General features: G+C 66.1%; 20 protein-coding genes. 9 read left to right on the forward strand and 11 right to left on the reverse strand.

Annotated elements, in window-relative coordinates; all coding sequences use genetic code 11:
• Positions 1-2 precede the first annotated feature (2 nt).
• The 4 genes from AC1DCU_RS01530 to AC1DCU_RS01545 form a co-directional block, all read right to left on the reverse strand.
• Entirely contained in the window at positions 3-2282 is a 2280-nt protein-coding gene (locus AC1DCU_RS01530) for a thiamine pyrophosphate-dependent enzyme (RefSeq protein WP_478013643.1), read from the reverse strand.
• An 89-nt stretch (positions 2283-2371) separates the two neighbouring features.
• Positions 2372-3031 (reverse strand): glutathione S-transferase family protein, encoded by a 660-nt coding sequence (locus AC1DCU_RS01535; protein WP_032978854.1) that lies wholly within the window; start codon positions 3029-3031, stop codon positions 2372-2374.
• 164 nt (positions 3032-3195) lie between these two features.
• Positions 3196-3753, reverse strand: a complete 558-nt coding sequence (locus tag AC1DCU_RS01540) for a GNAT family N-acetyltransferase (protein WP_442251774.1) — start codon at positions 3751-3753, stop codon at positions 3196-3198.
• A 98-nt stretch (positions 3754-3851) separates the two neighbouring features.
• Positions 3852-4691 (reverse strand): glycine zipper 2TM domain-containing protein, encoded by an 840-nt coding sequence (locus tag AC1DCU_RS01545; RefSeq protein ID WP_025876774.1) that lies wholly within the window; start codon positions 4689-4691, stop codon positions 3852-3854.
• A 163-nt stretch (positions 4692-4854) separates the two neighbouring features.
• Here AC1DCU_RS01545 and AC1DCU_RS01550 point away from each other — a divergent pair, with 163 nt between their 5' ends.
• Entirely contained in the window at positions 4855-5070 is a 216-nt protein-coding gene (locus AC1DCU_RS01550) for a DUF6116 family protein (RefSeq protein WP_442251775.1), read from the forward strand.
• Positions 5067-5837: a TatD family hydrolase gene (locus AC1DCU_RS01555; protein WP_442251776.1), complete on the forward strand. Its 771-nt coding sequence runs from the start codon at positions 5067-5069 to the stop codon at positions 5835-5837. Before AC1DCU_RS01550 ends, AC1DCU_RS01555 begins: the two co-directional genes overlap by 4 nt.
• A 78-nt stretch (positions 5838-5915) precedes the next feature.
• Here AC1DCU_RS01555 and AC1DCU_RS01560 read toward each other — a convergent pair whose 3' ends face one another.
• Positions 5916-6743: a tRNA threonylcarbamoyladenosine dehydratase gene (locus AC1DCU_RS01560; protein ID WP_032978845.1), complete on the reverse strand. Its 828-nt coding sequence runs from the start codon at positions 6741-6743 to the stop codon at positions 5916-5918.
• Between the two features lie 79 nt (positions 6744-6822).
• Here AC1DCU_RS01560 and AC1DCU_RS01565 point away from each other — a divergent pair, with 79 nt between their 5' ends.
• Positions 6823-7257: a cytochrome c gene (locus tag AC1DCU_RS01565; RefSeq protein WP_025876769.1), complete on the forward strand. Its 435-nt coding sequence runs from the start codon at positions 6823-6825 to the stop codon at positions 7255-7257.
• A gap of 130 nt (positions 7258-7387) precedes the next feature.
• Positions 7388-7882 (forward strand): glycine zipper 2TM domain-containing protein, encoded by a 495-nt coding sequence (locus AC1DCU_RS01570; RefSeq protein ID WP_032978839.1) that lies wholly within the window; start codon positions 7388-7390, stop codon positions 7880-7882.
• Positions 7883-7970: 88 nt separating this feature from the next.
• Here AC1DCU_RS01570 and AC1DCU_RS01575 read toward each other — a convergent pair whose 3' ends face one another.
• On the reverse strand, positions 7971-8180 hold the full coding sequence (locus tag AC1DCU_RS01575; protein ID WP_025876765.1) for a cold-shock protein: 210 nt from the start codon (positions 8178-8180) through the stop codon (positions 7971-7973).
• Positions 8181-8417: 237 nt separating this feature from the next.
• Between AC1DCU_RS01575 and AC1DCU_RS01580 the strand changes: the two genes are divergently transcribed.
• The 3 genes from AC1DCU_RS01580 to arsC all read left to right on the forward strand — a co-directional run bounded on the left by AC1DCU_RS01580 (position 8418) and on the right by arsC (position 10521).
• Positions 8418-8903: a DUF456 domain-containing protein gene (locus tag AC1DCU_RS01580; protein WP_032978837.1), complete on the forward strand. Its 486-nt coding sequence runs from the start codon at positions 8418-8420 to the stop codon at positions 8901-8903.
• A gap of 122 nt (positions 8904-9025) precedes the next feature.
• Positions 9026-10180 carry a phospholipase A gene (locus tag AC1DCU_RS01585; RefSeq protein WP_032978835.1) on the forward strand — a complete coding sequence of 385 codons (1155 nt, stop codon included), beginning with the start codon at positions 9026-9028 and terminating at the stop codon, positions 10178-10180.
• Positions 10180-10521 (forward strand): arsenate reductase (glutaredoxin), encoded by a 342-nt coding sequence (gene arsC, locus AC1DCU_RS01590; protein WP_032978833.1) that lies wholly within the window; start codon positions 10180-10182, stop codon positions 10519-10521. Before AC1DCU_RS01585 ends, arsC begins: the two co-directional genes overlap by 1 nt.
• A 49-nt stretch (positions 10522-10570) precedes the next feature.
• On the opposite strand, the gene AC1DCU_RS01595 is transcribed toward arsC, so the two are convergent.
• The 4 genes from AC1DCU_RS01595 to AC1DCU_RS01610 all read right to left on the reverse strand — a co-directional run bounded on the left by AC1DCU_RS01595 (position 10571) and on the right by AC1DCU_RS01610 (position 13662).
• On the reverse strand, positions 10571-11206 hold the full coding sequence (locus AC1DCU_RS01595) for a glutathione S-transferase family protein (RefSeq protein ID WP_032978831.1): 636 nt from the start codon (positions 11204-11206) through the stop codon (positions 10571-10573).
• Between the two features lie 53 nt (positions 11207-11259).
• Positions 11260-11562, reverse strand: a complete 303-nt coding sequence (locus AC1DCU_RS01600; protein ID WP_080148872.1) for a hypothetical protein — start codon at positions 11560-11562, stop codon at positions 11260-11262.
• 56 nt (positions 11563-11618) lie between these two features.
• Positions 11619-11855, reverse strand: coding sequence for a hypothetical protein (locus AC1DCU_RS01605; protein ID WP_227417103.1), 237 nt, complete (start codon positions 11853-11855; stop codon positions 11619-11621).
• A 289-nt stretch (positions 11856-12144) separates the two neighbouring features.
• A complete protein-coding gene (locus tag AC1DCU_RS01610; protein WP_025876754.1) occupies positions 12145-13662 on the reverse strand; it encodes a fumarate hydratase in 1518 nt (505 codons plus the stop codon).
• A 147-nt stretch (positions 13663-13809) separates the two neighbouring features.
• Between AC1DCU_RS01610 and AC1DCU_RS01615 the strand changes: the two genes are divergently transcribed.
• Together AC1DCU_RS01615 and AC1DCU_RS01620 are read left to right on the forward strand one after the other, a co-directional pair.
• Entirely contained in the window at positions 13810-14706 is an 897-nt protein-coding gene (locus AC1DCU_RS01615; RefSeq protein WP_478014096.1) for an RNA polymerase sigma-70 factor, read from the forward strand.
• A gap of 36 nt (positions 14707-14742) precedes the next feature.
• A complete protein-coding gene (locus AC1DCU_RS01620; RefSeq protein ID WP_032978827.1) occupies positions 14743-15192 on the forward strand; it encodes a carboxymuconolactone decarboxylase family protein in 450 nt (149 codons plus the stop codon).
• Positions 15193-15250: 58 nt separating this feature from the next.
• Here AC1DCU_RS01620 and AC1DCU_RS01625 read toward each other — a convergent pair whose 3' ends face one another.
• A complete protein-coding gene (locus AC1DCU_RS01625) occupies positions 15251-17092 on the reverse strand; it encodes a sulfatase-like hydrolase/transferase (protein ID WP_313113956.1) in 1842 nt (613 codons plus the stop codon).
• Positions 17093-17161: the final 69 nt, after the last annotated feature.

The raw sequence follows: 17161 nt of genomic DNA on the forward strand, positions 1-17161 counted from the left end.
CATCAGGGTTCCTGCGCCAGGTCGAGGGCGGCGCCAATCACCGCATTGTCGCTTGGAAGCCCGAACATTGCTGCCCCCGCCAGCGGCGTATAGGTATCGGCACCGCAGACCCGGCGCACGGGCAGGTGGCCATGGCCGGCCTCGACCAGCGCGGTGATCACGCCCTCGCCGACGCCCCCGCTCTGGCGCCCTTCATCCAGCACCAGCACCCGTTGCGCGGTGGCGGCCTGGGCGCCGATGAAGGCCGCATTCAACGGCACCAGCCAGCGCAGGTCGACCACACGCACCTGCCAGCCCAGCTGCTGCTCGATGGCGACCGCTGCGCGCAGCGCCATCGGCACACCGTTGCCATAGGTGAAGATCACCAGATCGCTGGCATCCGGCGCATACACCCTGCCCTCGCCCAGCACCAGCGCCTGCCCGGGTGCGGGGTAGTCGAACAACCACTGGCCGTCGCCGGCCGCGTGCAGATCCTTGGTCATGTACAGGGCGATCGGTTCAAGGAACACCGCTACCCGACCATCCACGCGGGCCAATGCCGCCAATGCGCGCAGCATCATCACCGCATCATCGCCACGCGACGGACAGCCCACCACCAGCCCCGGGATGTCACGCAGCGCCGTGATCGAATTGTCGTTGTGGAAATGGCCGCCGAACCCCTTCTGGTAGCCCAGCCCGGCCACCCGTACCAGCATCGGGTTGCGGAACTGGTCGTTGGAGAAGAACTGCAGCGAGCAGGCCTCGCCACGTACCTGGTCGATGGCGTTGTGCAGGTAGGCCAGGTACTGGATTTCCGGAATCGGCAGCATGCCCATGTTGGCCAGCCCCTGGGCCATGCCCAGGATCATGGTTTCGTCCAGCAGCGTGTTGAACACCCGGCGCGGGCCGAAACGGCGCAGCAGGTCGCGCGTCACCGTGTAGACGCCGCCTTTCTGCGCCACGTCCTCGCCAAACAACAGCGCCTGCGGGTACTTGCCCAGCAGCTCCTGCAGCGCATGGTTGATCTGTATCGCCAGATGCCGCGGCGGTTGCCGTTCGGGCAGCGCATCGGCGCCGCCGTACAGTGCCTGCCGGGCCTCGATGGGCGCCACGCGCTCGGCCTCGGCCTGCACCGCTGCGGGCGTATAGGGTGCCAACGGCGTGATCACTTCCTGCAATGTCTGCAGCTTCGGCCGCGAATCGGCATCGATGGCGGCGGCCATGCAGCGCGCGCGCAGGGTTTCATAGGCGGCCTCGACGCCCGCCGCATCCATCCAGCCCGATTCCAGCGCGATCTGCGCCGAGCGCAGCAGCGGGTCCTGCGCCTCGGCCGCGCACAGCTCGGCCAATGCGCGCCATTCCACTTCGAAGTCGGTACCGGCGTGGCCCATCAACCGCGTGGTGCGCAGGTGCAGGAAGGTGGGCCGACGCATGCGCCGGCAATGCTCGACCGCCGCCTGCACCTGCGCGTGTCCGGCCGCCAGGTCCAGGCCATCGGCAAAGAAATAGTCCAGGCCCGGTTGCCGGCTGAAGCGCTCTGCGATCCATCCTTCAGGGGTCTTCACCGAAATACCCAGGCCGTTGTCCTCGCAGACGAACAGGATCGGCACCGGCAGTTTCTGGTAGGCCGACCACATCGCGGTATTGAACGCGGTCTGCGCGGTGGCATGGTTGGCCGAAGCATCGCCGAAGGAGCACATCACGATGCTGTCGGCGGGAATCGGCAGCGGCTGGCTCAGGCGCCTGCCACTCTCGATCGCCAGCGCGGTACCCACCGCCTTGGGCAGGTGCGAGGCGATGGTCGAGGTCTGCGGCAGCACCCACAGCGGCTTGCTGCCCCACACTTTGTGACGGCCGCCGCTGGCCGGATCATCGGCACTGGCGGCGAAGGACAGCGCGGCGTCGCGCACCGGATCCATGCCGGGCACCAGCCGCGCACGCTCGGCCATGAAGGCGCCGGAACGGTAGTGCAGGAAGGCGGGGTCGGTGTGGCGGCAGGCGCGCGCAAGCAGCGCGTTGCCTTCATGACCGGACGAGCCGATGGTGTAGAAGACCTTGTTCTGCACGCGCAGCACGCGCGCCATCAGGTCGAGCTGGCGACTGAGCAGCTGCGATTCGAACAGTTCGCCGAAGGCGGCGGCGGTGAGGGTGCTGCCCGGCAGGATCGGCGCATCCGGCGCCGGGCGCGGACGCGGGATGCCGCGCCAGGCGCGTACGGCCTCGAGGAAATTGACGTCACAGACCTCGGCGCGATTGAGACCGCGCATGCGCGCGGGAATGGGATCAGGAACCACAGCGAACATCGAACACCCTCCGTGTCGTTGTTGCAGACCGTAACGCCAAGGCTGCCCGACCCTTCCGCTGGTCGAGCACGCCCGACGCTGCAGGGGAATCAATCCGGTGCGTTGAACCGCGCGCGCACCTCGGCGGTCACCGCAGGCATGGGCACGAAGCGAGGCTGCGCTCGCACCCGCTGCAACCAGGCCCCCACCTGCGGGAATGGATCCAGTGCGATGCCACCGTCGGCGGCGACATCGGAATAGGCAAACAAGGCGATATCGGCGATACCGTAGTCATCGCCGGTGAACCACTGCGCCTGGCTCAGATGCTGCTCCATCACCGCCAGCGCGCTGGCAGCGCGCTCATGCAGGCGCGGCAGTTCAGCACGGCGTGGCGAGTCGGCCGGTGTCCAGCCGCGGATGAAGCGTGCCACCGCCACGCAGGGTTCATGCGTGTACTGCTCGAAGAACATCCAGCTCAATGCCTGCGCACGCTGCCAACCGTCGGCGGGAAGATACGGCGTCCCCTCGGCCAGCCAGAACAGGATCGCATTGGACTCGGTCAGCACGCGGCCGTCGTCGCGCACGATCAACGGCACCTTGGCATTGGGGTTGAGGGCAAGAAATTCCGCTGTATGGGTCTGGCCGTGGGCGCTGTCCACCTCCACCCAGCGGTAGCGGCTGCCGAGCTGTTCCAGCAGCAGGCGCACCTTGTGGCAATTGCCCGAGACCGACATGCCATGCACCGTCAACGCAATGCGTTCTTCCACCATTGCCTGCTCCAGGGAGATCCCGGCCTGCAGCCGGCTGTCCGCAGTCTGGCAAGCAGCTTGGCGATTGCCAAGCGCGGGTGCAGCATGGCGATTCGGTTGTGCCGGCCGCTGGCCGGCAACCTCGATGCAGCTGGATTCGTGCGAATGCCGGCCAGCGGCCGACACTACCGGACAGCGCTCAGCTGTGCGCGCTGTTGCCACTGCCCGCGCGATTGCCCCCAGATTTCAAGCGGCTTGCCTTCATAGGGCGGTGGCAACTGCCCCATGCGCAGCAGCGTACTGCCGAGCTTGCGTGCAACCACCTTCGAATTTTCGTTGTCTTCGGCGATGGTGTGGATCACCTCATCCCAGTCCAACGTATCGAACGCCCAGTCGATGGCTGCGATCGCCGCCTCCGGTGCGTAGCCCTTGCCCCAGCTGGCCCGTCGGATGCTCCAGCCGACCTCGGTGCCGGGCCAGTCCTGCGGCTGCCACGGCCCCATGCGACCGATCCATTCACCGCTGGATTTCTCGATCACGCTGAACATCGAGAAGCCGAACAGCTGCCATGCGCCGGCCAGGCTGCAGAAGCTGCGCCATGCCACCGAGGGCGCCTGCACACCGCCCAGCGTGCGCATCACCTCCTCATCGGCGCAGAACGCCAGATAGGGGGCGTAGTCCTGCCGCTGCGGCGGACGCAGGATCAGGCGTTCGGTTTCGATGCGCAGGTCAAAGATGCTCATGGCGTCATGGTAGAGCCACACCACGCGTGGATGAACCCCACCCATAAAAAAACAGGCCAGCAGAGGCTGGCCTGTTCGTTACCGATGTTGCCGGAGAATTACTGACGGTTCGCGGTCGCGTCGCCGGCTGCAGCCGTCTGGGTGACCAGCTGCCCATCCACTACCGGCAGGCGATCGCTGGCCGGCTTGTTGTCCATACGCACGGTCTTCTCTGCGCCGTCGTAGCGGTAGGTCACGTTGTAGCCCTTGACCACGTCACTGGTGCCCATGGCAATGCGGTTGCCCGGCTTGCTGCCCATGCGCATGGTGCCGGTGGTGCCGTCTTCATTGCGGTAGGTCACGTTGTAGCCGGTGACACGGCTCGACTCGGAGGTCGCCGTTTCGGTGTGGCACTGGCGCTCGGTGCGGTTGACCACGCGGCCACCCACATGGCGCTTGTCGACCTGGTTGCCGATGAAGCCACCGGCCACGGCACCGGCAGCGGTCGCGGCCTTCTTGCCATTGCCGCCACCCACCTGGTTGCCCAGCAGGCCACCGACCACGGCACCGACCACGGTGCCACCGACGTTGCCATCACGCTCGGGCAGGCGTTCCTGCACCACCACGTCCTGGCAGACCTCATGCGGGGTCTGGGTGGTGGACGTCTCGCGTACCGGATCGGTGCCGATCACGGTGGCATAGGCCTTCTGCTTCTCGGTGATCGGATCGACCTTCAGCACATCGGCGTATTCCAGGCCACGCGGCGCACTGGCGTCCACTGCGTCGCCACGTGCGCCATCGTCGGTGGCATTGCCATCGACAAGCCGCGATTCACTCGGGTTTCCGGCGCTCAGCTGCTCCGGCGACTTGTCGCCGCTCTTCATGAAGGCGGCGGTGGCGATACCACCGACCAGCAGCGCGCCCGCTGCGACCAGGACAGTTGTAGTTGTGCTTTTCATGACCTGCTCCTTGCGGACCGTCCGCAACGTTCTCAGGCCAGATTGCAGCATGCGGTGCCTGAACGGAATCTCCACATTTCCTGCTCACCGCCGTAACCCATTCAGCATCTGGAAATGCTGGGCCCGTGGTAGCGTTTGCACATTCCCCAGGAGGACCTCCGCCATGGCCAACCCGATGCTGCTGCCGGTCCTGCAATGGGCACGCCAGCTGCGCTACCCCACCCTGTTCAAGCTGACCGCGGGCCTGTTCGCGCTGACCCTGTTCATCCCCGACCCGATTCCGTTCGTCGACGAACTGATGCTGGGCTTTGGCACCCTGCTGCTGGCCAACTGGAAGAGCCGCAGCGCGACCACGCCACCGCCCCTGGAGCAGCGTTGAACCTGCTGGTCGACAGCCACTGCCACCTGGATGCCAGCGAATTCGACGTTGACCGCGAGGCGGTCATCGAGCGCGCACGCGCTGCCGGCGTGCAGTGGCAGGTGGTTCCGGCGGTCACTGCGGCCAGCTGGCCAAAGCTGCGCGAGGTCTGCCAGCAGGCGATGGGGCTCTACCCCGCCTATGGCCTGCACCCGATGTTCCTGGACCAGCACCGGCCAGAACACCTGCCGCAGCTGCGTGAATGGATCGAACAGGAGCAGCCCTGCGCGATCGGCGAATGCGGGCTGGATTTCTTCGTCGAGGGCCTGGATGCCGAGGTCCAGCAGGACTATTTCCTCGGCCAGCTGACGCTGGCGCGCGAGTTTGACCTGCCGGTGATCGTGCATGCCCGCCGTGCAGTGGATGCGGTGATCACCGCGATCCGCCGCATCGGTGGCCTGCGCGGGGTGGTGCACAGTTTTTCCGGCAGCCCGGAACAGGCCGCACAATTGCACAAGCTGGGATTCCTGCTTGGCCTGGGCGGACCGTTGACCTACGAGCGAGCGCAGCGCTTGCAGCGGCTTGTCCGCACGATGCCACTGGAGCAGTTGCTGCTGGAGACCGATGCGCCGGACCAGCCCGACGCGGGTATCCGTGGCCAGCGCAATGAGCCGGCGCGGCTGGCGGTCATCGCCCGCCACATCGCCGCACTGCGCGGGATGGAACTGGATGCAGTGGCGCAGGCCACCACGGACAACGCACGGCGGCTGTTCAACCTGCCCACCTGACCGGTAGCGCCGGGCCATGCCCGGCGGCATTGTGCTGGTCGCGCTGTGCGCTCGCCTGGCCTGGCCCGGCGCTACCGATCACGCGTCGGCGTGATCCTCGGGCACTTCGGCCTTCACCTTCTTCGGCTCCAGCAGCATCTCCAGCGCCTTGCCCACGGCCGCGAACGCAAACGCGCCGGTGATGTGGGTGGCCGCGCCCAGGCCGGCGCCGCAATCGAGCTTCAGGGCCGCATCCGCGCCCAGGTTCGGCCGCAGGCCACAGACGCTGCCGTCGGCCTGCGGATATTTCACGTTTTCCAGCGAATACACCGCCGGCACGCCGAAATAGCGCTTGGCATTCTTCGGGAAGTTGAATTCGCTGCGCAGCTTCTTGCGGATCAGCGCCAGCATCGCGTCATGCTCGGTGCGCGAGACATCGCGGATGCGAACCAGGGTGGGATCGGTACGGCCGCCAGCCGCGCCGACGGTCAGCAACGGCAGCTTGCGGCGGCGGCACCAGGCGATGGTTTCCACCTTCACCCGGAAGCTGTCGCAGGCATCGATCACCAGGTCGAAACCGCGGTCCAGCAGTTCGGCCATGTTGGCCGGGGTCAGGAACGCCTGCACGGCGTCGACCTCGATCTGCGGATTGATCGCCCGGCAGCGCTCGGCCATGGCCTCGGCCTTGTTGCGGCCGTAGTTGCCTTCCAGCGCCGGCAGCTGGCGGTTGGTATTGGATACGCAGATGTCATCGGCATCGATCAGGGCCAGATGGCCCACCGCCGAGCGCGCCAGCGCCTCCACCACCCACGAGCCGACGCCGCCCATGCCGACCACGGCAACACGGCTGCCCTGCAGGCGCTCGAGCGCGCCGACGCCATACAGCCGTTCAATACCGGCGAAGCGTTGTTTGACCTGTTCGTTCATCCAGCTATTTTAACGTGCAGGTCCCCTGACTACAGCACGACGACGCCGAACCCACCGTTGCACGCCCGGAGCGCCCGCCATGAGTGCCAGCCCACCCCGCCGCCCGTCCACCGCCTACCGCTATCTGTTCGTGCTCGGCCTGGGCCTGCTGATCGGCCTGATTGCCACGGTGATGGTCGGCCGCGCACTGCAGGCACGCCGCGATCCGTTCCCGGACAGCCTGATGCAGGTAATGCAGCGGCAGGCGGATCTGCTGCAGCAGGCTCAGCAGCAGAACCGCTGCAGCCTGGCCGACAGCGTCCCGCGCTTGCAGGTGCTGCGCCTGCTGTCCAACGATCTGGACCAGGCCTTCCCCGGATTGAAGGACAGCCGGCAGTTCCAGCAGCACGCCAGCCAGTACCGGGCCGATCTCAATGCGGCATTGGCCAGCCCGCCCATCGACTGCAACGCGTTGGCGCAGCAGGTCCAGGCACTGCAGGACGATTGCCGGGCCTGTCATCAGGACTTCCGCTGATTCATCTTCGAGTGGGCGAAGGCCGAGGTGGTTGGCGCCTTGTTCACGTTGGAAAGAGGAGGATTCGCTCACCCTGCTGCATGACGCAGTACCACCCAACGCACCCGCCTTCACGGCCAGGAGATGCCCCATGAAGATCCAGCTCATCGCCGCCAGTGTCATCGCAACCGTCGGCCTGGCCGGCTGTGCCACCTCGCCGGGCTACGGCGGTGGTGGTTACAACAACGGCTACAACAACGGCGGCTACGGCAACAACTCCGGTTACAACCAGGGCCGTTGCGCCGACTGCGGCATCGTCACCCGCATCAATGCCGTGCAGTCCGGCCGTACCGCGCCTTCCGCCACCGGCGCGATCCTCGGCGGCATCGTCGGCGCGGTTGCCGGCCATGAGATCTCCGACCACACCGGCGGCAGCCGCGGCAACAAGAACATCGCCGCCGCCGCTGGCGCCGTGGGTGGCGCATTGGCGGGCAACCAGATCCAGAAGAACGTCACCAGCGATACGTATGACATCAGCGTGCGCATGGATGACGGCCGCACCATCGTGGTCAACCAGCGCGACCTCGGCGGCATCCGCGAAAACACCTATGTCCGCGTGGTCAACGGCAAGGTCATCCTGCGCTGAACCGCAGCGGGCCCCGGCCGATCAGAACCGGAGCAACAAAAAAAGGCCCGCTTGCGCGGGCCTTTTTCATGCCGGCAAGCGGCAGGTATTACGCCGGCTGGACCTTGTCGGCCTGCAGGCCCTTCTGGCCCTGCACCACTTCAAAGCTCACAGCCTGGCCTTCCTTGAGGCTCTTGAAGCCCTGGGTCTCGATGGCACGGAAGTGCACGAACACATCCTCGCCATTCTGCCGGCTGATGAAGCCGAAGCCCTTGGCATCATTGAACCACTTCACGGTACCGTTCTCGCGATCAGCCATCTCACTAACTCCCTTTGACTCTCTACTTGTTGTTGGATACGCCTGTTGGGCGGCTGACAAGCAAGGGGGAAGCGAGGTGCATCGATGCAGCGGATCGGAACGATCTTGCTTCATCAGGCCACGATCCACGGTGACCTTGCCAAGCTCAGCGACTGCAACTTAACCCGACCAAAACGAAAAAGCAACTGGCAAAAACCTTTCACTGTCAACCCCAAAAAGACAACCATACTGGACAGCATGGACCTCTCATTCATCTTGTATCTGCTAGCGGTCATTTTTGTCCTCATCGGCATCGCCGGTATCGTCCTGCCGGCCCTGCCGGGCATCCCGCTGGTCTTCATCGGGCTGGTGCTGGGGGCCTGGGCAGACGGCTTCGTCCACGTCGGCTGGCCCACCCTGCTGATCCTCGGCGTGCTGACCGCGCTGTCGCTGCTGGTCGACGTGCTGGCGACCGTGGTTGGCGCCAAGCGCGTGGGCGCCAGCCGCAAAGCGCTCTGGGGCACCTTCATCGGCAGCATCGTCGGCCTGTTCTTCATGCCGATCGGATTGTTCGCCGGGCCGTTGCTGGGCGCGCTGCTGGGCGAGTACTGGCATACCCGCGAGCTCGGCCGCTCGACCAAGGTCGGGCTGGCCACGTGGCTGGGCATCCTGCTGGGCCTGGCGCTGAAGCTGGCGCTGGTGATCGCGATGCTGGGCCTGTTCGCCTTCGCCTGGTTCCTGTGAGGCATGCTTCCTTCACGCAGCGCGCACGCACACGCCGGGCATAAACCCGTGGGGCTGGCCGTTACCGGATGCAGCCGCCACACTGTCCCTCTTTCCGCATTCATTCCGAAGGGCCTGCTGCAATGACCCTCTCTCCGTTGTTTCCCCGTCTTGCACCGCTGGCGTTGGCCCTGGCCAGCGCGCCACTGGCAGCGCAGGAATTCGCGCCCAGCGCCGAGGCCTCGCCGGCCGCCTGCGCAGCCATCACGACCGATGCTGCCCGTCTGGCCTGCTACGACCGCCAGTTCGGGCGCACGCCTCAGGCCACCGCCGAAGCTGATGCGGCCGCCGAAGCCGCCGCACAGGCACGTCGCGAGCAGCGCGACACCACGCGGGTGAGCCAGGGCGAGGAGAAGCTGCGCGAGCGTGTCAGCGATCTGTTCCGGTCCGAAGCGCCGGACAGCGCACTTGCCAATGCCGGCCGCGGTTCGCTGCTGGACAGCCGCTGGGAACTGGCCGAGGACTCCAAGCTGGGCCCGTTCCAGCTGCGCGCGTACAAGCCTGTCTACCTGCTGCCGGCATTCTGGACCAGCGACCGCAACACCATGCCGCACTCGCCGAACCCGGCCAACAGCGTGACCACCCCGCAGGTGCTGGACAGCGCTGAGCTGAAGTTCCAGATCAGCTTCAAGACCAAGATCGCCGAGAACCTGTTCGGCGACAACGGCGATATCTGGGCGGGCTATACCCAGAGTTCGCGCTGGCAGGCCTACAACGGCGAGGACTCGCGCCCGTTCCGCGAGACCAACTACGAGCCGGAAGTGATGATGGTGTTCCGCAACGGCTACTCGATCGGTGGCTGGCGTGGGCGGATGACCGGCATCAGCCTCAACCACCAGTCCAACGGCCGTGCCGATCCGCTGTCGCGCAGCTGGAACCGGGTGATCCTCAACGTCGGCCTCGACCGCGAGAACTGGGCACTGGTGCTGCGCCCCTGGTACCGCATTCCCGAGACCCGCAGCGACGACAACAACCCGGACATCGAGGACTACATGGGCCGCGGCGACGCGACCCTGACCTGGAACCACAAGGGTCACGAGGTCTCGTTGATGGCACGTCATTCGCTGCGCACCGGTGACCGCTCGCACGGCGCGCTGCAGCTGGACTACGGCTTCCCGATCAGCAACCTGCTGCGTGGCCATGTGCAGATCTTCGACGGCTATGGCGAGAGCCTGATCGATTACAACCACAAGGCGACCTACGTCGGCGTGGGCGTGTCCCTGCTGGAGTGGTTCTGATGGATGTGACGATCTGGCACAACCCCGCGTGCAGCAACTCGCGCGGGGCGCTCCAGCTGATCCGCGACGCCGGTTTCGAGCCGGTGGTGATCGACTATCTCGGCAGCCCGCCCGACGTGGCCACGCTGCGCCAGGTACTGGCCGAATCCGGCCTGGCCGCGACCGGGCTGGTGCGCAGCAAGGAACCCGAGTTTGCCGCACTGGGTCTGCAGGGAAGCGATGACGACGCCCTGCTGGCCGCGATGGCCACCCACCCACGGCTGATCAACCGCCCGGTGGTACGCACCGCGAAGGGTACCCGCCTGTGCCGCCCCCCGGAAACGGTGCTGGAGATCCTGTAACCCGCCCCGCTTTGGTAGAGCCGAGCCATGCTCGGCTCTACAGAACGGGTTACCGCCAGTCGGTGATGCCTTCGCGGCGATAGACCTCGGCGAACGCCGGGCGCGCCTTCAGGCGATCCGCATACGCCTTCAATACCGGCCAGTGGTCGCTGGGGGTGGGCATGTTGCGTGACCAGCGCATCAACATCACCAGCATGAAATCGACCACGCCCGGCGCATCGCCGAGCAGGTAGGGACCGCCGTCCTGCAGGTGTGCGGCAACGTGCTGCCACGCTGCCTCCAGCTGCTGCCGTGCCATCGTACGCACGGCCTCGATGCACTCGCCACCCGCTGCTTCATGCGGATAGAACCAGGCGCGGTAGGCCGGCTGCACGGTGTTGGCGCACCAGAACATCCAGCGATAGGCCTCGCCGCGTGCCGGCGTGCCGACGACAGGCAACAACCCTGCCTGCGGATGACGGTCTGCCAGATACAGCGCGATCGCGGCCGCCTCGGTCAGTACATGGCCGTCGATCAACAGGGTCGGCACCCTGCCCGCCGGATTGAGCGCCAGGTAGCCAGCTGATTTGTGCTCGCGCGTTTCGAAATCGAGCAGCACCAGTTCGTGCTCGATGCCGAGCTCGATCAGCAGCCAATGCACCACCAGCGAGGCGGTGCTGGTGGAACCATACAAGGTGGTGCGCATAGGACCTGTCCTGGGCGGGGAACGGCTGATTATGCGCGCTGTCCCCGGCGTGGTCAGCCGCAGGTGCTCATGCAGGTATCACGACGCTCGCCGCAGCCCATCATCGGTGCGCGCAGCGTGCAGTCGTGCGCCTTCAACTCGCAGGAACGGCGCAGTTCCGGATGCTCGATGTCCTTGCAGCGCTGGTCCGGCGTCGGTGCCACCTGCTGCTCGCAGCTGGACTGGCGGCTGCCGATCCCCTGGCCTTCGGCCATGCAGCTGCGATAGCTGGCCTGGCACTGCATCTGGCACTGGGCACCGGCGCTGAAGCCGCCCCCACCGCCATACGACGAAGATGACGTACTGCAGCCGGCCATGACCAGCAGGGTGACAAGGGAAAGGCTACGCAACAGGTTCACAGGACGCTCCTTGTTCAATAGACCGGAAGACTGCCAGAAGAACGGGTTTCGCTCACCGATCCGCCGCAGTCGAGTACACACTGCGCCCGGGTCGCATCACAGGCGCGCGTGTTGGCTGCGGTGGCGCAGTATGCGCCGGCGCCACGTGCGCCCTCGCAACGATGCCGCATCTTCTCGTCAGCGATGTCACTGCATCTGTCGATGACGCGCTCCTTGTCCGACTGACAGCTCTGCTGCGCCATCTCGGCCATCGAACGTGCCTGATCCGCGCACTGCATGTGCCGCTGCGTACACCCCGCTGCACACACGCGGCCGGCCTCGCTGGTGGGTTGCTTGACGTAATACTGCGGCGCGCAGCCCACCATCAAGGCAAGGGCGGCTGCGGCGAAAACATTGCGTATTCCTTGACGCACAAACAGCTTCCCTTGCCTGGCAACGCGCACACCCTAGCAAAGCCGCACGGTTGCAGTCGTTAAACGGAGAACGGCGCCACCCGGGCGCCGTTCTGCAATCGGACGGGCGTGGTCGACGCCGCGCCGATCACTCCACCACGACAGGAATCTTGCCGATGCGGGCCTGCCACTCGCGCGGGCCGGTCTTGTGCACCGACTCGCCGGTGGAATCGACGGCCACGGTCACCGGCATGTCTTCCACGGTGAACTCGTAGATCGCTTCCATGCCCAGGTCCGCAAAGCCGACGACCTTGGCCGCCTTGATCGCCTTGGACACCAGATAGGCCGAACCACCGACGGCCATCAGGTAGGCCGACTTGTGCTTCTTGATGGCCTCGATCGCGGCCGGACCGCGCTCGGCCTTGCCGACCATGCCCAGCAGGCCGGTCTGTGCCAGCACCTGCTCGGTGAACTTGTCCATGCGGGTGGCGGTGGTCGGACCGGCCGGGCCTACCACTTCGTCGCGCACCGGATCGACCGGGCCGACGTAGTAGATGAAGCGCCCCTTCAGATCGACCGGCAGTTCCTCGCCCTTGTTGAGCATGTCGACCATGCGCTTGTGCGCGGCGTCACGGCCGGTCAGCAGCTTGCCGTTGAGCAGCAGGGTCTGGCCCGGCTTCCAGCTGGCCACGTCTTCCGGGGTGATCGTGTCCAGGTCCACGCGGGTGCCCTTGGACGCGTCGTAGGTCAGCTTCGGCCAGTCTTCCAGCGACGGCGGGTCCAGCATCACCGGGCCGCTGCCATCCAGGGTGAAGTGCGCATGGCGGGTGGCGGCGCAGTTCGGGATCATCGCCACCGGCAGGTTGGCCGCGTGGGTCGGGTAGTCGTTGATCTTGATGTCGAGCACGGTGGTCAGGCCACCCAGGCCCTGCGCACCGATACCCAGTGCGTTGACCTTCTCGTACAGCTCCAGACGCAGTTCCTCGATGCGGTTGGACGCACCACGGGCCTGCAGCTCGGTGATGTCGATCGGCTCCATCAGCGCTTCCTTGGCCAGCAGCATCGCCTTCTCGGCAGTGCCGCCGATGCCGATGCCGAGCATGCCCGGCGGGCACCAGCCCGCGCCCATGGTCGGCACGGTCTTCAGCACCCAGTCGACGATCGAGTCGGACGGGTTGAGCATGGCGAACTTGGTCTTGGCTTCCGAGCCACCGCCCTTGGCGGCAACGATCACCTCCACGGTGTTGCCCGGCACCACCTTGACGTTGACCACGCCCGGGGTGTTGTCCTTGGTATTGATGCGCTTGCCGGCCGGATCGGCCAGCACCGAAGCGCGCAGCTTGTTGTCCGGGTACAGGTAGGCGCGGCGGATGCCTTCGTTGGCCATGTCCTCCACGCCCATGGTGGCGTCATCCCAGCGCACGTCCATGCCGATTTCCAGGAACACGGTGACGATGCCGGTGTCCTGGCAGATCGGCCGATGGCCTTCGGCGCACATCCGCGAGTTGATCAGGATCTGCGCGATCGCCTCCTTCGCTGCCGGCGACTCCTCGCGCTCATAGGCGGCGGCAAGGTTCTTGATGTAGTCGACCGGGTGGTAGTACGAGATGTACTGCAGCGCGTCGGCGACGGACTGGATGAGGTCTTCCTGCTTGATCGATGTCACGGATTGCTCGCTTGCTGAAGGCTGGCGGGGGTAATCCGCCCATTTTACCCCCTCCCTCGACCGTGGGGTGGTGGTGCCGGCCGCTGGCCGGCAAGATCCGACCCTGCCCTCTGTCACGCTGCGCCCCGCTGGCGCGTCCTTGCCCACATGAACGCCGAAACCGCCTTCCAGACCCACCGCCCACGCCTGATGGCGCTGGCCTACCGCCTTCTTGGCAGCCGCRGCGACGCCGAGGACGTGGTCCAGGACGCCTGGCTGCGCTGGGCCGGCAGCGATTCGGCCGCCATCGTCGACCCCGAGGCCTGGCTGGTGACCACCACCACCCGGCTGGGGCTGGACCGGCTGCGGGCAGCCAAGCGTGAACGCACCCACTATGTCGGGCCGTGGCTGGCCGAACCGCTGGCGATCACCCTCGAACCCGACCCGGCGCCCGGCCCCGCGCAGCTGCACGCGCTGGCCGACGACGTCTCCGTGGCCTTCCTGACCCTGCTCGAACAGCTCGGACCGGAGGAGCGCGCCGCCTTCCTGCTGAAGGAAGCCTTCGACCACGACTACCGCGAGATTGCCGAGCTGATCGGCCACAGCGAGGCCAATTGCCGCCAGCTGGTGCACCGGGCGCGGCAGCGCCTGCAGTCTGGGCGGCCGCGCTTCAATGCCGATGCCAGCCAGCACCGGCAGCTGCTGGCGCGTTTCATGGACGCTTCCCAGCGTGGCGACAGCGAGGCCATCCAGGCGCTGCTGCATGCCAACGCACTGCTGGTTTCCGATGGCGGTGGCGTGGTCACCGCAGCGGTGCGACCACTGCGGGGTGCCGAGCGTATCGGCCGCCTGTACTGGGCCATCGCCCGTCGCGGCGCGGCGCATCCGGCACAGCTCGGCTACGTCAATGGCGAACCGGCGATCCTGCGTTTCGAAGGCGACCACCTGCACTCGATCACCACCATCGAGGTGGTCGATGGCCGCATCGCCAATCTCTACAGCGTGCTCAATCCAGAAAAACTGCCTGCGGTTGTCACGCGCCGCGATACCCCGGCGTCCTTGTAGTGAAAGGCGGCCACCGTGGCCGCCGTGGAGCCGAAAATGTCCGACCACGCCTCTCCCCGCGTTCCCTACACCCGCCTGGCCGCCGAGGCCTTCAAGGGCCTGCTGGCCACCAGCAAGGCAGTGCATGACAGTTCGATCGATCCGACGTTGATGGAACTGGTATTCCTGCGCGTTTCGCAGCTCAATGGCTGCGGCTACTGCATGGACATGCACGGCACCGCGCTGCGCAAGGGCGGCATCGAACCGCGCAAGCTGGATACGCTGCCCGCCTGGCACGAAAGCCGCTTCTTCGACGACCGCGAGCGCGCGGCGCTGGGCTGGGCCGAGGCGCTGACCCGGTTGACTGATGGCGCACCGTCGCAGGCGGCGTTCGATGCGCTGGCACCGCACTTTGATGAGAAAGGCATCAGTGACCTGAGCATGGGCATTGCAGTGATCAATGCCTGGAACCGGCTGGGGGCCGGGCTGTTGCCGCCGCTGCCCTGATTTCCCGCCCAAACGGGCCCTTCCGCTGCGAAGGGCCTTGATCCGGCCGCGCTGGCCTCTACTGCAGCAACTGCATCTGGCCGATGATCGCGGCATTCACCTCGCCGCGCAGGGGGGAAGCGTCGTGCACAGGTCGATACTGGCCATCACGCACTTCGATGCCATAAGGGCGCAGCAGTATCGCCATCGATCCAAGCCGTACGCTGCGCGACGTCCATGATTCCACCAGCAACGGCCGCTGCGCGGGCAGCGGCCCGAAAAGATCCAGGCCGGCCGAATAGTCGCTGAAGGGCGCCGGGCAACCCAGCAGATGCCGCATCAGCGTGGGCGCCAGATCCATGTGACTGGTCACAGCAGGTTCGACCATCGGCGCCCGGCCGGGCCAGCGGATCAGTAGCGGAACCCGAGTCTGGTAATCACTGAAATTGCTGTTGTGCCCCCAGTCGTTCTGGCCGAGATCGTGGAACGATTCACCATGGTCGCTGGTGATGATGACGACCGTGTTGTCCGCCAGACCGGTGTGTTCCAGTGTCAGCAGTACATCGCCCAGCAAAGCGTCGGCTTTCAGCACGGCATTGCGGTAACGGTTGAACAGAGGGCCGGGGGCGGTGCGCCGCCCGACCCTGAGATGGTCGCCTGATCGCGCTTGCGGCAGGAATCGCCGTTCAGCGGCATCCGGCACGGCATAAGGCGTGTGAGCACTGTCCAGCAGCGCAAAGGCAAAGAAGGGGCGGGATGGATCGTGCGCCCGCAGGTCATCGCGCAGCTGTTCGATGACGTGTCGATCACGGCGGTCCTGCGGGGCATTGTCCGGAGCCGTGCGCAGCGGCGCATCCGTCTGCACGAACACCGCACGATCCAGCCGCGCGCCCTGCAGCGACGCACCGCCATACAGATGGAACTGGTAGTTGGCGCGGGCAAGCTGCTCCAGCAGCACGGGCCCGCGACGATGGTGAATCATCGTATCGGTGTGAAGCGCTGGCAGGCCGTAGAACAGACCGAACATGCCATGCATGGTGTTGTTTCCGGTGCTGTAGTGCCGGTCGGCACGCCAGGCCTGCTCGGCAAACCTCGACAGGTGGGGCATCTGTTGCGGCGAAAGCATGTCAAAGCGTAGCGAGTCGACCACCAGCAGCATTACATTCGGCGCTGACGGCGCCTGGCAGTGCAACGTTTTGCGCGGGTAGTTCAGCGCCGAGGCGGTTGCGGCACCTGCCTGCAGGCGGTCGTCGGCCGAAGCCGGGCCGGCCAGCCCCCATTGCGTCATCGTCCGGCGCGCGGTGGCGGTTTGCACCCATGGCACCCCCTGCACCGCAGCCAGCACAGCCCCCCCCTGGTTGGCGTCGTACCAGATCGCCATGCCCTGACTGACAATGAGCATGGGCAAGATTCCCAGCAACCAGCGTGGGCGTAACGCCCAGCGCCGGACCCATGATGATTGCAGCAGGCGCACCGCTCCCCACTGGGACACCACGATGGCCGTCACGGCCACTGCCATGGCAAGCCAGGCAGACACCGGCAGACCGAGCTGTTGCAACAATCCACCCTGCACCAGCAGCACCAGCACCAACCCGTTCAAGTGGAACCCGAACAGCTGGTACACACGCGAATCAACCAATACCAGCAACAACCAAGCGCTGGACAACGCCATCGTGAGTGGCACCGCCACTGGGCGCAGGGTGCGCCGCTGCAGGCATGCCCAGCCCGGAAGACAGCACATCAGCGCCGCCAGCCCAAGGTGCGAGATCGCCATAAGTGACACGAAAACGCGGCCATCCCACGTTGCCGGCCACTGCAGACTGCACAGCGTGGGCAGCAACGTGGCCACGGTAAGCACTACGACGTACAACGGCACCCATCCACGGGCGGACGGGGGCGCAAACACGGTACGGTTCTGCATGGTGTGAGGATCGAAGAACAAGCTCTCGACCCTAGAAGCCACGCTTCACGCGATTAATAGGAAAACTTG

It is taken from the genome of Stenotrophomonas sp. 10L48, assembly GCF_056395105.1.

What these genes read in the sequence shown, in the direction of transcription:
- AC1DCU_RS01575 (WP_025876765.1), bottom strand. Translation starts at nt 8,180, where the DNA reads ATGGCTGATCGCGAGAACGGTACCGTGAAGTGGTTCAATGATGCCAAG.
- AC1DCU_RS01570 (WP_032978839.1), top strand. Translation starts at nt 7,388, where the DNA reads ATGAAGATCCAGCTCATCGCCGCCAGTGTCATCGCAACCGTCGGCCTG.
- AC1DCU_RS01560 (WP_032978845.1), bottom strand. Translation starts at nt 6,743, where the DNA reads ATGAACGAACAGGTCAAACAACGCTTCGCCGGTATTGAACGGCTGTAT.
- AC1DCU_RS01530 (WP_478013643.1), bottom strand. Translation starts at nt 2,282, where the DNA reads ATGTTCGCTGTGGTTCCTGATCCCATTCCCGCGCGCATGCGCGGTCTC.
- AC1DCU_RS01540 (WP_442251774.1), bottom strand. Translation starts at nt 3,753, where the DNA reads ATGAGCATCTTTGACCTGCGCATCGAAACCGAACGCCTGATCCTGCGT.
- AC1DCU_RS01620 (WP_032978827.1), top strand. Translation starts at nt 14,743, where the DNA reads ATGTCCGACCACGCCTCTCCCCGCGTTCCCTACACCCGCCTGGCCGCC.
- AC1DCU_RS01535 (WP_032978854.1), bottom strand. Translation starts at nt 3,031, where the DNA reads ATGGTGGAAGAACGCATTGCGTTGACGGTGCATGGCATGTCGGTCTCG.
- arsC (WP_032978833.1), top strand. Translation starts at nt 10,180, where the DNA reads ATGGATGTGACGATCTGGCACAACCCCGCGTGCAGCAACTCGCGCGGG.
- AC1DCU_RS01595 (WP_032978831.1), bottom strand. Translation starts at nt 11,206, where the DNA reads ATGCGCACCACCTTGTATGGTTCCACCAGCACCGCCTCGCTGGTGGTG.
- AC1DCU_RS01625 (WP_313113956.1), bottom strand. Translation starts at nt 17,092, where the DNA reads ATGCAGAACCGTACCGTGTTTGCGCCCCCGTCCGCCCGTGGATGGGTG.
- AC1DCU_RS01605 (WP_227417103.1), bottom strand. Translation starts at nt 11,855, where the DNA reads ATGGCCGAGATGGCGCAGCAGAGCTGTCAGTCGGACAAGGAGCGCGTC.
- AC1DCU_RS01565 (WP_025876769.1), top strand. Translation starts at nt 6,823, where the DNA reads ATGAGTGCCAGCCCACCCCGCCGCCCGTCCACCGCCTACCGCTATCTG.
- AC1DCU_RS01600 (WP_080148872.1), bottom strand. Translation starts at nt 11,562, where the DNA reads ATGGCCGGCTGCAGTACGTCATCTTCGTCGTATGGCGGTGGGGGCGGC.
- AC1DCU_RS01550 (WP_442251775.1), top strand. Translation starts at nt 4,855, where the DNA reads ATGGCCAACCCGATGCTGCTGCCGGTCCTGCAATGGGCACGCCAGCTG.
- AC1DCU_RS01580 (WP_032978837.1), top strand. Translation starts at nt 8,418, where the DNA reads ATGGACCTCTCATTCATCTTGTATCTGCTAGCGGTCATTTTTGTCCTC.
- AC1DCU_RS01545 (WP_025876774.1), bottom strand. Translation starts at nt 4,691, where the DNA reads ATGAAAAGCACAACTACAACTGTCCTGGTCGCAGCGGGCGCGCTGCTG.
- AC1DCU_RS01585 (WP_032978835.1), top strand. Translation starts at nt 9,026, where the DNA reads ATGACCCTCTCTCCGTTGTTTCCCCGTCTTGCACCGCTGGCGTTGGCC.